Annotated in this window: 14 protein-coding genes and 1 riboswitch; of the genes, 11 read left to right on the forward strand and 3 right to left on the reverse strand. The window is 37.2% G+C overall.

Annotated elements, in window-relative coordinates:
- The first annotated feature begins 199 nt into the window (after nt 1-199).
- Nucleotides 200-814: a hypothetical protein gene (locus ACTWQB_RS15915; protein ID WP_443140166.1), complete on the forward strand. Its 615-nt coding sequence runs from the start codon at nt 200-202 to the stop codon at nt 812-814.
- A 666-nt stretch (nt 815-1,480) separates the two neighbouring features.
- Nucleotides 1,481-1,681, forward strand: a complete 201-nt coding sequence (locus ACTWQB_RS15920) for a DUF378 domain-containing protein (protein ID WP_443140167.1) — start codon at nt 1,481-1,483, stop codon at nt 1,679-1,681.
- A 43-nt stretch (nt 1,682-1,724) separates the two neighbouring features.
- On the opposite strand, the gene ACTWQB_RS15925 is transcribed toward ACTWQB_RS15920, so the two are convergent.
- Nucleotides 1,725-1,916 (reverse strand): DUF6366 family protein, encoded by a 192-nt coding sequence (locus ACTWQB_RS15925; protein ID WP_443140168.1) that lies wholly within the window; start codon nt 1,914-1,916, stop codon nt 1,725-1,727.
- 765 nt (nt 1,917-2,681) lie between these two features.
- On the opposite strand from ACTWQB_RS15925, the gene ACTWQB_RS15930 reads away from it, so the two are divergent.
- From ACTWQB_RS15930 to ACTWQB_RS15945, 4 genes are all read left to right on the forward strand, one after another.
- Nucleotides 2,682-3,638 carry an AAA family ATPase gene (locus ACTWQB_RS15930; RefSeq protein ID WP_443140169.1) on the forward strand — a complete coding sequence of 319 codons (957 nt, stop codon included), beginning with the start codon at nt 2,682-2,684 and terminating at the stop codon, nt 3,636-3,638.
- A gap of 3 nt (nt 3,639-3,641) precedes the next feature.
- A complete protein-coding gene (locus ACTWQB_RS15935) occupies nt 3,642-4,910 on the forward strand; it encodes a DUF58 domain-containing protein (RefSeq protein ID WP_443140170.1) in 1,269 nt (422 codons plus the stop codon).
- Nucleotides 4,910-7,108, forward strand: coding sequence for a transglutaminase TgpA family protein (locus ACTWQB_RS15940; protein WP_443140171.1), 2,199 nt, complete (start codon nt 4,910-4,912; stop codon nt 7,106-7,108). The genes ACTWQB_RS15935 and ACTWQB_RS15940 overlap by 1 nt, the downstream gene beginning before the upstream one ends.
- 35 nt (nt 7,109-7,143) lie before the next feature.
- Nucleotides 7,144-7,245, forward strand: a riboswitch (purine riboswitch).
- 157 nt (nt 7,246-7,402) lie between these two features.
- Complete coding sequence (locus tag ACTWQB_RS15945) at nt 7,403-8,740, forward strand: NCS2 family permease (protein ID WP_443140172.1); 1,338 nt, start codon at nt 7,403-7,405, stop codon at nt 8,738-8,740.
- Here the strand turns inward: ACTWQB_RS15945 and ACTWQB_RS15950 are convergent, their stop codons facing one another.
- Entirely contained in the window at nt 8,741-9,175 is a 435-nt protein-coding gene (locus tag ACTWQB_RS15950; RefSeq protein WP_443140173.1) for an Hsp20/alpha crystallin family protein, read from the reverse strand. It abuts the gene before it with no gap.
- A gap of 92 nt (nt 9,176-9,267) precedes the next feature.
- Between ACTWQB_RS15950 and ACTWQB_RS15955 the strand changes: the two genes are divergently transcribed.
- Together ACTWQB_RS15955 and ACTWQB_RS15960 are read left to right on the forward strand one after the other, a co-directional pair.
- On the forward strand, nt 9,268-9,834 hold the full coding sequence (locus tag ACTWQB_RS15955; RefSeq protein ID WP_443140174.1) for a DUF2179 domain-containing protein: 567 nt from the start codon (nt 9,268-9,270) through the stop codon (nt 9,832-9,834).
- Nucleotides 9,827-9,988 carry an NETI motif-containing protein gene (locus ACTWQB_RS15960; protein ID WP_443140175.1) on the forward strand — a complete coding sequence of 54 codons (162 nt, stop codon included), beginning with the start codon at nt 9,827-9,829 and terminating at the stop codon, nt 9,986-9,988. The genes ACTWQB_RS15955 and ACTWQB_RS15960 overlap by 8 nt, the downstream gene beginning before the upstream one ends.
- A gap of 32 nt (nt 9,989-10,020) precedes the next feature.
- Here the strand turns inward: ACTWQB_RS15960 and ACTWQB_RS15965 are convergent, their stop codons facing one another.
- Nucleotides 10,021-10,257, reverse strand: coding sequence for a YgaP family membrane protein (locus ACTWQB_RS15965; RefSeq protein ID WP_443140176.1), 237 nt, complete (start codon nt 10,255-10,257; stop codon nt 10,021-10,023).
- Between the two features lie 72 nt (nt 10,258-10,329).
- Between ACTWQB_RS15965 and ACTWQB_RS15970 the strand changes: the two genes are divergently transcribed.
- Genes ACTWQB_RS15970 through ACTWQB_RS15980 form a run of 3 tightly spaced genes read left to right on the forward strand, consistent with a single transcriptional unit; the run spans nt 10,330 to nt 13,482 of the window.
- Nucleotides 10,330-12,075: an adenine deaminase C-terminal domain-containing protein gene (locus ACTWQB_RS15970; protein ID WP_443140177.1), complete on the forward strand. Its 1,746-nt coding sequence runs from the start codon at nt 10,330-10,332 to the stop codon at nt 12,073-12,075.
- 33 nt (nt 12,076-12,108) lie between these two features.
- The gene (locus tag ACTWQB_RS15975) at nt 12,109-13,161 is read left to right on the forward strand and encodes a DUF3048 domain-containing protein (protein ID WP_443140178.1); all 1,053 of its coding nucleotides are present in this window, start codon (nt 12,109-12,111) and stop codon (nt 13,159-13,161) included.
- 18 nt (nt 13,162-13,179) lie between these two features.
- A complete protein-coding gene (locus ACTWQB_RS15980) occupies nt 13,180-13,482 on the forward strand; it encodes a YerC/YecD family TrpR-related protein (protein WP_443140179.1) in 303 nt (100 codons plus the stop codon).
- Nucleotides 13,483-13,646: the final 164 nt, after the last annotated feature.

Consider the following 13,646-nt stretch of genomic DNA (forward strand, 5'->3'; position numbering starts at 1 on the left):
GTAGTAACATGGTTCATAGGGAAGACCTCTTTTCTGTGAATTTTGTCGGCTAACTTAATTCTACAAAAAGGGTCTTCCTTTTTCTATGTTCTAAAAATCATTTACACAAAATATTTTATACTCTCTATAAGGCAGGCTGGAATGAATATTAGCAAGTTTTTTATATTCTGCTTATCAAAGGGATAGAAGGTGATACTTTTTGAAATTACAATGGTTGGAAGAAAAAATAGTAAATGAAGAAGTAAAAATGTTATTTGAGCAAAGTTTTGAATATATACCTTATTTAGGTTCTGTATTACAGAATGTTAAAATGAATAGGTTTCAAAGAAGACTAAAAGAAGAAAGTTATAAAATAAATAATATTTCTAAGCTTATGGCAGAGACAAATTTGGCAAATGAGTACATAACTGAAAGAATATTTCCTATAGTATTAAGTGATATGATTGAAGAACATGAGGACGCAAAATTCAACCTAATTTTAAATGGATTTTTAAATGTTTTTATTGAGGAAGAGCATGAAGAGTCAATTTTATTAACCCATTTTGATACGCTTCGCAGTATAAGGTATATGGATTTTAGAAGGTTATCAATCCTTTCCTATAGACCTATCTCTGAAGAATTTCCTCTTGAAAATAATATAGCAATTACTAAGCGTATAGATAATAAATTAGTAACCTTAGGATTAATTGCAATACCTACTTATTTTGGTGAAATGGATATGCTTAATGACCCTAATAAGGTTGGGGATATTCAACTGACTCCTTATGGAAAAGAATTTTTGAATTTTATAACAGAAGATAAAGTAGATTTTTAGTGGATTGGTGATTAATAGGGATAAAGAGGTTTATTATCTTTCAAACCTTAATGAAAAATATTGGTCAAGTATTGAGATTATTTTAAGTCAAATAAGCTAAAAAAATATCAGAGATTCTCATTTAATAAATAGACCTCATCTCATGCCCACTAGAATATTATGGTTTGCAATAATTTGGCACTAGTATATATTAGAAGCGTTATATTAACAATTAATTGCTGTTAATAACTTCCTCATAGGGAACTACAAGACGAATAATTATAATCGGTATCCACTTATTAAGACATTTAAGATGTAATCCTCAACATAATTGTTATCTTATAATTAAATACATCATAAAAGCAATGAGAATAAGTAACGTAAAAGTAACGCAATCCAGTCAAAAGTCATAAAAAACGGGTTTATGATGTGACTTGGATAAAATGATAAAACCCATTATGGCGCACTTTTGGCATTTATCAGACACAATGTTACTTTATAATATAAAATGCCGGGCATGATGTAATACGCCAAATTAAAAAAGTTATTTGAATTATACGGCTCTTCACTTGTCTTAAGTGGAGAGCCTTTTTTACATAAATATGAAAAAACATTGCTTATTTACCATGTTCGTCCACATAAAATTCAATAAGCAACATGTATAACATTTCAAAGGAGTGGAACAGCATGAGAGGTTTAGGTTCTATTGCACTTGTATTATTAATTGTTGGAGGGTTGAACTGGTTATTAGTTGGACTTTTCCAATGGGACTTAGTGGCAAGTATTTTTGGAGGTCAAGATTCAGCCCTATCAAGAATTATTTACTCACTAGTTGGAATAGCAGCACTTTATGCTTTTACGTTTTTCGCAAAATTTGATCACGAATAGTTGTGATTGTTAAACGCTCAAAGTAGAATCTGAGCGTTTTAGTTTACCTAAAAAAGATCGCGTAAATGAGGAAAATTAATATCGCAATAAGTATTAGTGAGCCTGTAACTTTCCAATTTGAACCGCCGACTAAATCAGCTAGATTACTCCCGTGTACACTACTTGATGGGTTTTTTAATTCTTCTTGTCTAAACCTTTCTCTTCTCTCTTCAGGAGATTCATGATCTTTATTCACTTTATACCCACCTTTAAACTTACATATCTTAAAATCCTAAATGCTTTCTCTGTATTAATGATGCCATACTTTAAGCACATTATAAATAGTTGTTCTTGTGTCTTCGCAGTTTTCGTTAAATGATGTCATCAAATATGTCATAAATTCAAATTATTAATTTTTAGCAGTACGAGAATAGTGTTGAGCGTAGGTGGCGACTCCAGCGGGAACAGCACGAGCCGAGGGCCACAGGATGTGGGTCAATTCGGCGTTGCAACAAATGCTACTTGCATTACTTCTTGGCTTAAGTTTGCGCCGGATAATCGCAGGCGCAGGACGTTGCGAACTTAGCCGAACATCCTTAACCCCAGAACGGCAGTGAGTTTTGGGAAGTTTAGGCCGTGCCTGCGGTAAGCGAAGCATTTTGACTAAGCAAATAATCAACAACGAAGTTTGTTAGTACTTTAATTTAAGTAATAAGTTAATTCCTATTTTAACAAAATATTTAGACTAATTTTTACAAATCTTTTAAATTATATTACAGTTAATGTAGCGATTATTAAAATAAGGGGTATACCATGGGGAAGTGTTTTTGCTACGAGAAATTTAAGGACCAATTACCTAAGGACGTTAAGATTACATGTTTTAAAGAAAAATGCCGAAATTATCGTGAAAACATGAAGAAACTTAGAGAACAAAAGGATTCATAAGTATACTTTGCTAACCTATTAGTTAAACTTTTATAGTATCATAGAATTATATGAAATTTGTGGGAGGTAGAAAGGAATGACGCAACAAATGACAGCCCAGCAAAACAAAATCGAATCAGTACTACATAATATTGAACAAGTAATGGTCGGAAAGAAAGAGTCCATTGAACTGAGCTTATTAGCTCTCTTGGCGGAAGGCCATGTATTGCTTGAGGATGTACCGGGTGTCGGTAAAACGATGCTTGTTCGTGCTTTAGCGAAGTCATTCAACTTAGATTTCAAGCGGATCCAGTTTACACCGGATTTACTACCATCTGATGTAACAGGTGTTTCGATTTATAACCAGAAAGAAATGAACTTTGAATTTCGCCCAGGGCCGATTTTAGGTAATATCGTATTAGCGGATGAGATTAACCGAACGTCTCCGAAAACGCAATCGGCACTTTTAGAAAGTATGGAGGAGAAGCATATAACGGTAGATGGCACGACCATGGAGTTGAAGCGCCCATTTTTCGTTATGGCAACGCAAAACCCGATTGAATACGAAGGAACATACCCACTACCAGAGGCACAACTAGACCGTTTTCTATTAAAACTCCACCTAGGCTACCCTTCAATTGATGATGAGATTCAAATGCTAAACCGTACGACTTCAACACATCCAATTGATACATTACAACCAGTGATGACGCAAGACGATTTAATTCAACTCCAAGAAGAAGTAAAAGAGGTCCATGTGAGTGAAGCAATTAAGAAATACATCGTATACTTAGTTGATTCTACTCGTAAGCATCCTTTACTTGATCTTGGCGCAAGTCCACGTGCATCGATCTCATTAATGAAGGCGGCTAAGGCGTATGCTTTCATTCAAAAGCGTGATTATGTATTACCTGATGATATTAAGTACTTAATGAAACATGTTTTAGGGCATCGTGTCATCATATCGTCTGAGGCGAAGTTTGAGGGTAAATCAGCTGCGACTATTTTAGATGACATTGTTCGTAAAACAATCGTGCCAATTGAAAGAGGTTAAGGTATGTTAAAGCCTTTCTCAACGATCATTCGTTTCATTCTTGTTGCCCTGTTATTAGGTATACTCTTCTCATATGCAATGTTTCAAGGTGGATTTGTGAGCTGGTTTTTATTCTTTGGTTTTTTACCAATTTTGTTGTATTCCGTGTTAATTGTGATTTATCCGTTATCATGGCTAAAGGTAGAGCGTCATGTTTCTAAGCGTTATATTCAGGCGGGGCATTCATTGAAAGTGAGTGTGAAAGTCAAAAGTCACCTACCGTTACCGATCTTATTTTTAATTATTGAGGATCAGTTGCCAAAGAGTATGAATTATAATGATACGCGTCATTTTAAATATCAATTTTTAAGAAAGCCAAGTGCGTTATTTAAAGATGAGACGTTTAAAACGATTATTTTTCCTCGATTTAGACGTCAGATCAACTATCAATATGAGATAACGTCAGTCCCGCGTGGGTTACATGAATTAAATGAGATAAGATTACTCACTGGAGATTTCTTAGGATTGGTTAAAAAAGAAAGAGTTTATCAAGCACCGATTAAGGTGTTATCAGAACCTCGTGAGGTGTCATTACGGTTAAACAATGATATCTCTTATTTTGAAGAAGGTGAGCAAACGGCCTATTCGATTAAAGCGAACCATACGAATCTAGTATCTGGTGTGAGAGACTATGCACCTGGAGACCGAGTGTCATGGTTAGATTGGAAAACAACGGCTAAAAAGCAAAAGCTCGTTACTAAAGAGTTTGAACAGGAAAAGCATAAGGATTTAGCTGTTATCTTAAATCGAATTCAGGTTGAGAGGGACGATTGGTTAGCATTTGAAGGTTGCGTGGAGATTGCGAATTCAATCGTTCGTGAATCGATGGATGATCACGGGAAGGTGTCATTTGTTGCGATTGGCGACCATCGACATGAGATTCAACTTGAACGGGGACGTAAAGATTTAGACCGTTTAACACGTTTTTTGGCTGAAACGCGTTTAGAAGAGAGTGAGCAGCCTTTTTCTTCCAAACTATTAAAAGAAGGCATGCTTATATCCAAAGATCGTAATATTGTCGTGATGACGCATCAACTAGATTCTAAGTTGCACCACACGATGACTCGAATTAATCAACAGGATGCTAAAGTGAGTTTGATTTTAATTAGAAGTAAGCACAGCATAACGTCAAGTGAGCGTCAGGCTTTAGCTCAATTAAGACAAGAGGGCGTTATTGCCACGTGGTTAAGTGAGGATCAGTTAACTAGCCGATTGATTGAGGTGAACACATAATGCAGATTGCGAAAAACGAACAATGGATATCAATCGTATTGTATGCCGGGAGTATGTTGTTACTTTTGGAGTGGATTTCTCCTTTAGATGAAGTAACGAATACTGGTTTTACATCGACGTTTGTCATGTATATTGTATTATGTTTTATTCTATCGGCTACGTTACTACCTTTTTGGATTGTTTCTCCTATTAAGTTAATTGGATTATTGTTTGTTCTGCATCAGTTATTTTTTGAGCCAGCCTTCTTATCAAGAGACTGGTTTGCACTATTTTGGGGAGAGCTTCAATTAAATCTATCTTATTTACTAGCTATGGAGTGGGTCGCGTTAACGTCATTCTTTAGAACGTTTCTATTCTTAATTCTATTATGGATGTTAAGTTATCTGCTTTATTATTGGTTTGCGGTCAGAAAAAAGCCATTCTCGTTTATTTTGTTTACGTTTGTTTATCTAACAGTGTTAGATACGTTTACGACCTTTGATGCGAGTACGGCTATTATTAGAGCGTTTATTATCGGTGTAGCGATTATGGGTGTGGCGTATCTGCAGCACCTTTTAGAAAAAGAAAATATGCGTATGCCAGCAATGCGAGCCATGGTGATGTGGATTGCACCTTTATTATTAGTCATTGGCTTTAGTACCATTATTGGTTATGCGTCACCTAAATTTGATCCAATTTGGCCAGACCCAGTTCCATTCATTCAAAGCACGGCAGAAGGAAGTGGCTTTGGAGATGGACCGGGTGTCGGTGTTCAAAAGATTGGTTATGGCGAGAATGATGAGCGCCTCGGTGGAGGATTTGTGCAAGACGATACAACCGTTTTCTATGCACAGTCGAATAAGTCTCAATATTGGAAGGTTGAGACAAAAGATACGTACACTGGAAAAGGTTGGGTCAGAAGTCAAGATGGTCAATTCGATCAGACAAATGGGTCGTTAGAAGTACTTCATACGTATCCAGAGGTTGTCAATCTTGAAGAAGGGTCTGCGGAAGTTCAATTTGTAGAGCCTGGTCTATTAAATAAACTAGTCTATACGTATGGTGCTAGTCGTGTTAATTCAGCTAATGGTGAATTGGGTACGGGCGTGAATGTGGTTACGGGTGAGGTATTATCAACGGTGAATGGGCAAGATAGTTTACCAGATCAATACGAAATCGACATTCAACGACCGCTATTCCCAGTGAATGATATGAAGGAAGTTACGAATGTAGATAATGCTGATATGGAGCAATACTTACAGCTGCCAGATGATTTACCGGATCGCGTTGTGAGGTTGGCTGAAGAAATTACATCTGAACACGGTAACCGTTATGATCAGGCCAAAGCCATTGAAGACTTCTTCTCAAACAATGGTTATCTATATGAAACACAAGATGTAGCAGTTCCTGGACAAGATGAAGATTATGTCGACCAGTTTTTATTTGAAACACAAGCGGGTTATTGTGATAACTTCTCAACCTCTATGGTTGTCATGTTAAGAGCCGTTGATATTCCAGCTCGTTGGGTAAAAGGGTTTACCGAAGGCGAGCGTTTAATGGGCGAGAATTTATTTGAAGGTAGCCAGCCTGAGTTTGAGGTCACCAATAATAATGCTCACTCATGGGTTGAAGTGTATTTTCCAAATGTTGGTTGGGTCCCATTTGAACCAACCGTTGGCTTCGATAACCAAAGTACATTCAGGTACGGTGATACAGATGATGATAACACATCTTCTGAAGAGGATTTAGAGTTAGATCAGCCAGAAACTGAAATGCCTGAACTAGATGAAGGTGCCGAACAGGAAGATGAGAGTGGAGCGGCAGCTGCTGGTTGGTCTATTTCAAAACCAATGAAATACACATTAATTGGCGGTAGTGCAGTATTATTAGGGTTAATCATCTGGCTTTTAATTAAAAAACGTTTAAGAATTCTGAGTAAATGGAAAGGCAAGAAGTTAGAACAAAGCGCTGATACAGATACATTTACAGAAGGTTATCAATTCTTACTTCAAGCCTTGGCCCAAAAAGGATTAATGTTAAAGCAAGGCCAGACGCTTCGTGAATTTGCGGTTGATGTTGATCGTTGGTTTGGACATGGTAATATGTCACAGCTGACAGCCTACTATGAGCGTGCCATCTACCGTGAAGAGTCGATTAAAGAGAATCATAGTGAAGTCTATCAGCTATGGAATCGTCTGGTAAATGATATATTAGCTTGACGAGTGATTAAAACGGGTGTACATTATTAATGTACAAAAAATTAAATGAAACACCTCGTATAATATTGGGAATATGGCCCAAGAGTTTCTACCGAGCCACCGTAAATGGTTCGACTACGGGGATTGCATATATTATTTTCGTGTGGTGGTTTGTGATCCACTCACGATGTCATTTGCAATTTTCCTCGTTAAAAACTCTTGGTATTTGTGCCAGGAGTTTTTTGTTTTTGTTTGTGGATCCTAGGGGAAGTTTTTTGGATCATCGAGGGTGTTTCTTCTTGGGGAGGAACAACAATGAAGAAGTATTTTAAGTTCGACGAATACGGTACGAACTATCGTAAGGAAACAATGGCCGGGTTAACGACCTTCTTAGCCATGGCTTATATTTTATTCGTTAACCCAAATGTCTTATCGCTAGCTGATATTGAAGACCTGCCAGCTGGTATGACACGTATGGACCCAGGCGCGATCTTTACAGCAACAGCTTTAGCTGCTGCTGTTGGTACGCTGATTATGGGGTTAGTCGCACGTTATCCGATTGCGTTAGCACCAGGTATGGGTTTAAATGCGTTCTTTGCTTATACAGTTGTACTTGGCTTTGGTATTCCATGGGAAACAGCCTTAGCTGGGGTATTAGCATCAGGTTTAATTTTTATTGTTTTAACGGTTACAGGTGTACGTGAAAGAGTGATCAATGCTATTCCAAATAACTTGAAACTGGCTGTGGGTGCTGGTATCGGGTTGTTTATCGCATTTATTGGTTTTACGAATGTAGGAATTATTGAAGCAGATCCCGCGACGTTTGTGACACTAGGTAATTTGAGTGATCCACGTACTTTATTAGCTATTTTTGGTGTGTTTGTCACCGTTATTTTACTAGTTAGAGGCTTTAAAGGCGGCGTCTTCTATGGAATGATTATTACTGCAATTGCGGGGATGTTAGTTGGTTTAATTGACCCACCTAGTGGTGTTAATGGCGTCGTTGGTTCAGTACCTAGTTTAGAGCCGACATTTGGTGCTGCGATTACTCACTTTAGTGAAATCTTCACGATTGAAATGTTAATTGTTATTCTAACGTTCTTATTCGTCGACTTTTTTGATACAGCAGGTACGTTAGTGGCGGTGGCGACACAAGGTGGCATGATGAAAAATGGTAAACTACCTCGCGCGAATCGTGCTTTATTCTCAGATTCAGCAGCAACCGTAGCGGGTTCTGTGTTTGGTACGTCGACAACGACATCATTTATTGAATCAACAACAGGTGTTAGTGCCGGTGGGCGAACGGGTTTTGCATCTATTGTAACAGCAGTCCTATTCTTGTTAGCACTATTTTTCTCACCATTATTAAGTGTTGTTACACCAGAAGTTACAGCACCAGCACTCATTATTGTAGGTATTCTAATGGCATCGAACTTAAGAAATATTGAATGGGATCAGTTCGAGATTGCTGTTCCAGCTTTCTTAACTGTGATTGCAATGCCTTTGACGTATAGTATTGCGACAGGTATTGCCGTTGGATTTATCTTCTACCCACTTACAATGTTATTAAAAGGTCGAGGTAAGGAAATTCATCCTATCATGTATGGTTTGTTAGTTATTTTTGTTCTGTATTTTGTTTTTTTAACTGAGTAATTATTTGTCGCCTTCTTTGATTTTAATGGATTTAGAACGGCGGGAATCATGAACGTCTTTAAATAGTTGAATATAGACGAGCCCATGTTCATAATGAGCATCAATCTTGTCTTCTCTTACTTTATAAGGGAGCTCAATCGTCCGGTTGAAGCTCCCTTGTATTATTTCTTCTTGAATAAGTTCATAACCATGAGCCTCTAGATTGATGTCACCCTTAATTTGTAAGTGATAACCATCTATTTCACATTGAATCTGTTTGATTTGATTAATTCCGGGAATGTTAATGACACATATGATTTCATAATCCTTTTTAAAAATATTGACTTGTGGTATGTTCGGTTTTAAAATACTGTCAAATTCGTTCCAAAAAGGCTCTCCAAAAAATTGATCAATATTTTTCCGCCAGTCATGCATGTGTTTAAAAGAATTCATCATTCGTGATCATCCTTTATTAATTCTTCTTCATTAACATATGCAAATGGGCGAACAGTTGATATAATAGCAATTATTAAAGAGGTGATGTCCATATGTTGGAAAATGGCATCGTGATGCTCGCAATCATTCTTAGTGTTAATATCGTTTATGTCTCGTTGCTGACAGTACGAATGATTTTCACTTTAAAAGGTAAAAAGTATATTGCCGCATCCGTTGGTGTATTTGAAATTACCGTCTATACTATAGGTTTAGGGTTAGTACTAGAGAATCTTGATCAGATTCAGAACCTAATAGCTTATGCGTTAGGATTCGGTATTGGTGTAATTTCAGGGATGAAGATTGAAGAGAAGTTAGCGATTGGTTACATTACCGTTAATGTTATTTCATCTAATCCTGATATTCCATTTACAGAAACGTTAAGGGAAAAAGGGTACGGTGTAACAAGCTGGTATGCATATGGGATGGAAGGGGATCGCTTGGCCATTCAAGTGTTAACCCCTAGAAAATATGAAATAATGCTTTATGAAACGATTAAGGAAATTGACCCGAAAGCGTTTATCATTGCGTATGAACCTCGACAAATTTTTGGAGGTTTCTGGGTTAAGAAAGTAAGAGGGAGTAAGTTAAGACGTGAAGAAGAAAAAATACAGAGTGAGTGATTTTAAGTCAATCAATGCCTGTGTCGATCAAATTAAAAAAGATGGTTATATGCCAATCAAACGGTTCGAAAAGCCAGTTTTTAAAGAAACGAAAGGCGATCCCGAACCTGTCAGACAAGAAATTATATTTGAAGCGGTTAAAATGGAGGACTAAAGTTAAAAATGCCCGGTAAGGGGCATTTTTAACTACTTAGATTCACTTTGATGTGATTGTTCGTGGTTCACTTTTTGTTGAACCACATCTGTAACAGGACAATAACGAACAATACCTTCGCCGACTTTCATGGCAGACATTAAGACAATCATCCAATAACTCTGGTTCCAAGGTCTCTTCACCAATTTAACAGCACCAAACACAAGCAAAAATAACCCTACAGTTATTCGAGTTAAAGCATTGATTGTCCCGATATTTTGTTTTCTCATTTTACCCCTTCCCTTCAAAGTTTTAATGTATTAAAATTTTAACTATAGATTGTTTTGAAACGGGGGATTTTAATGAATGAACATTTATATAGATGGCGAAATAAACAACTACGAGAACATGTTGCAGTCATCGACGGCCATTTAGCACCTACAAAAATTCTAAAACAAGCAACCTACTTAAATGTCTATTTAAAGAAATGGTTAACAGCTAACATTTGGATTTATGAAGATCGCATTGTGTATGTAGGTGATGACATGCCTGACCGTATTCCGAATAAAACGGAAGTGGTAGATTGTAAAGGACAATATTTAGTACCAGGTTATGTTGAACCACATGCTCACCCATTTCAGTTATATAATCCCCATTCTTTAGCTGAATATGCACTAAAAACAGGGACAACCACTTTAGTTAATGATAACTTAATGTGGCTTTTATTATTGAATCAAAAGAAAGCGTTTTCTTTATTAGATGAAATGCAGAATCTGCCGGTTTCAATGTTTTGGTGGGCACGATTTAGTTCACAGTCAGAGCTACGCGATGAAGCTGACTTCTTAGATGACGAAGAAGTTTTAGAATGGTTGAATCATGAAGCAGTGATTCAGGGTGGAGAACTAACGAATTGGCCAGATATATTACATGAAGATGAACGTGGACTGTACTGGATGCAGGAGACTAAACGTTTAAGAAAAGTCGTAGAAGGCCATTTTCCAGGGGCATCCAAAAAGACATTAACGAAAATGAAGTTACTTGGTGCAGATGGAGACCATGAATCTATTTCAGGTGATGAGTTATACCGTCGTTTAGAACTTGGTTATTATGCAGCTATTCGTAATAGTTCAATTCGACCGGACCTCCGAAAAATATTACAAGACCTAAAAGAGATGGATTTAACAGTTTGGGATCAAGTCTTATTTACAACAGATGGTTCGACACCATCATTCTATGAAGAAGGAATTATTAATAAATGTATCGAAATTGCAATAGAAGAGGGCGTTCCTGTCGAAGAAGCTTATGCGATGGCGACGATCAACGCAGCGAAGTACTTTTCATTAGAGCATCGATTTGGAAGCATCGCACCTGGTCGTGTTGCTCACATTAATTTTATTCCTTCAAAAGACAATCCAACACCTACTTCAGTTTTAGCAAAAGGTGAATGGGTCCTAAAGGATGGTGAGTCAACTGACCGAATAGGCTCAATCGATTGGGAGAAGTTCAGTTTGACTAAGATGAAATTAGATTGGGATTTAGATCCTGATGAATTGAGGTTCTCAATGCCAATTGGGATGGAAATGATTAATGACGTCATCATGAAGCCTTACCCAATTAAATCGGAAGCCGATCAAAATATGTTAGCACGTTCGAAAAATGAAGCATACGTCATGCTTATGGATCGTGATGGAGAATGGAGAGTATCGACCTTCCTTAAAGGGTTCACCAATAAACTCGGTGGATTAGTCAGCTCATATTCCAATACTGGTGATCTTATTTTAATTGGAAAGAGTAAAAGAGATATGGCTTTAGCCTTTAATCGAATGCAAGAATTAGGTGGAGGGATCGTATTAGCTCATGAAGGTGAAATTATTTTTGAATTACCTTTAGAAATTAAAGGGGTTATGACTGATACCTCAATGGAAAGGCTAATCGAACAAGAGAAAGAGATGAAAACAATATTAAAAGACTTTGGTTATGCTCATAGCGACCCAGTCTATACGTTGTTATTTTTATCATCAACACATTTACCGTATATTCGTATTACGCCAGTAGGGATTATGGATGTTTTGAAAAAAGACATACTCTTTCCTGCAATAATGCGTTAAAATAGAAAAAGATTAAAGTAGGGGATGTGGAATATGAGAAAGTGGATTATAATATTATTAGTGGGGCTACTAACTTTTCTGGCAGCTTGTACAGAGGAAAGTAATGAGGAGCCAGAAGAAACAGAGGACCCATTAGAGGAACCAGCCGAGGATCCAGTTGAAGAAGAAGAGCAGGTTGAAGAAGAACCAGAATTCACTTACCCTCTAACTGGACTAGCGACTGAGGAAGAGCCAACTAATCGTGCTTTGGCTGTCATGGTTAATAATCATAATAAAGCAAGGCCTCAAACAGGTCTAGTTAATGCTGATATGGTATATGAGTTTTTAGCTGAGGGTCCGATTACAAGACTTTTGGCGATTTATCATAGTGATATTCCAGATATCGTAGGACCAGTTCGAAGTGCTCGTGAATACTACATTGAAACTGCCAAGGCGCATGAGGCGATTTATGTGTATCATGGAGCAGCGAATTTCATTGAAGAAGACCTACGCGCTGGTTGGGTGGATAACATCAATGGTGCGTATTATGATAATGATCAGTTCTTATTTAAACGTGAATCATTTAGACAAGCTCCACATAATTCATATGTGATGTTACCGAATGCGTATGAAATTGCTGAACGAAACAACCTAGAGCGTGAGGTAAATCATGAATCTTGGGATTTCTTATCAGACGATGAACTGGTTGAAGGTGAGACGGCCAATGAAGTGAGAATCCGTTATTTTGATAATTTAAAAGTCTCATATGTTTATGACCAAGCAACAGAGCGCTACACACGTTACAGTGATGGTGTTAAAACAACGGATTTAAACTCAGAAGAAGCATTGGAAGTTTCTAATATATTAGTTTATGAAACTGAGCATCGCGTTATTGACGATGCATTACGACGTTCGATTGACCGTGAATCAGGCGGAAATGGGTATTTAATTCAAAAAGGTAAAATTAAGCCAATTGAATGGAGAAATGATGATGGGCTTATGAAACCTTATATAGATGGAGAACCTGCAAAATTAGCACCAGGGAAGACATGGATTAATGTAATTCCATTATCTCCAGGTTTAGATGAAGGCGTAACTTACGAATAATAAGGAGGCATTTACATCATGCAAATTGATAAATTACGCGGACGTGAGTTAGATCAATTATTCAAGGCGATTTTAACTTTAAAAGATGTTGAAGAATGCTATCGATTTTTCGATGACGTGGCAACCGTGAACGAAATTCAGGCTTTAGCTCAACGCCTAGATGTAGCACGCATGCTACGTGAAGGTCATACGTATCACCGAATCGAGGATGAAACAAGTGCATCAACAGCGACTATTTCACGCGTGAAGCGCTGCTTGAATTATGGTAACGATGCTTATGAATTAGTTCTAGATCGTCTTTATGACAAAGAAGAGGAATAAGAAAAAGCTTTTGCGCTCAGGCGCAAAAGCTTTTTTTAAAGATAAGAAAGTATAAAAATTGTGCCATAGAACGCTGTTCTGTGGTATTTTTTTAGTATGGATAATATTCTAAGACGCATATTTTTTGATAAACATAATCATTGGGATCGATTCGTTAACAAATA

Source organism: Piscibacillus sp. B03 (assembly GCF_052246295.1).
Classification (GTDB): domain Bacteria; phylum Bacillota; class Bacilli; order Bacillales; family Alkalibacillaceae; genus Piscibacillus.

What these genes read in the sequence shown, in the direction of transcription:
- ACTWQB_RS15955 (WP_443140174.1), top strand. Translation starts at nt 9,268, where the DNA reads ATGTTGGAAAATGGCATCGTGATGCTCGCAATCATTCTTAGTGTTAAT.
- ACTWQB_RS15965 (WP_443140176.1), bottom strand. Translation starts at nt 10,257, where the DNA reads ATGAGAAAACAAAATATCGGGACAATCAATGCTTTAACTCGAATAACT.
- ACTWQB_RS15980 (WP_443140179.1), top strand. Translation starts at nt 13,180, where the DNA reads ATGCAAATTGATAAATTACGCGGACGTGAGTTAGATCAATTATTCAAG.
- ACTWQB_RS15930 (WP_443140169.1), top strand. Translation starts at nt 2,682, where the DNA reads ATGACGCAACAAATGACAGCCCAGCAAAACAAAATCGAATCAGTACTA.
- ACTWQB_RS15950 (WP_443140173.1), bottom strand. Translation starts at nt 9,175, where the DNA reads ATGATGAATTCTTTTAAACACATGCATGACTGGCGGAAAAATATTGAT.
- ACTWQB_RS15975 (WP_443140178.1), top strand. Translation starts at nt 12,109, where the DNA reads ATGAGAAAGTGGATTATAATATTATTAGTGGGGCTACTAACTTTTCTG.
- ACTWQB_RS15945 (WP_443140172.1), top strand. Translation starts at nt 7,403, where the DNA reads ATGAAGAAGTATTTTAAGTTCGACGAATACGGTACGAACTATCGTAAG.
- ACTWQB_RS15970 (WP_443140177.1), top strand. Translation starts at nt 10,330, where the DNA reads ATGAATGAACATTTATATAGATGGCGAAATAAACAACTACGAGAACAT.
- ACTWQB_RS15940 (WP_443140171.1), top strand. Translation starts at nt 4,910, where the DNA reads ATGCAGATTGCGAAAAACGAACAATGGATATCAATCGTATTGTATGCC.
- ACTWQB_RS15935 (WP_443140170.1), top strand. Translation starts at nt 3,642, where the DNA reads ATGTTAAAGCCTTTCTCAACGATCATTCGTTTCATTCTTGTTGCCCTG.
- ACTWQB_RS15920 (WP_443140167.1), top strand. Translation starts at nt 1,481, where the DNA reads ATGAGAGGTTTAGGTTCTATTGCACTTGTATTATTAATTGTTGGAGGG.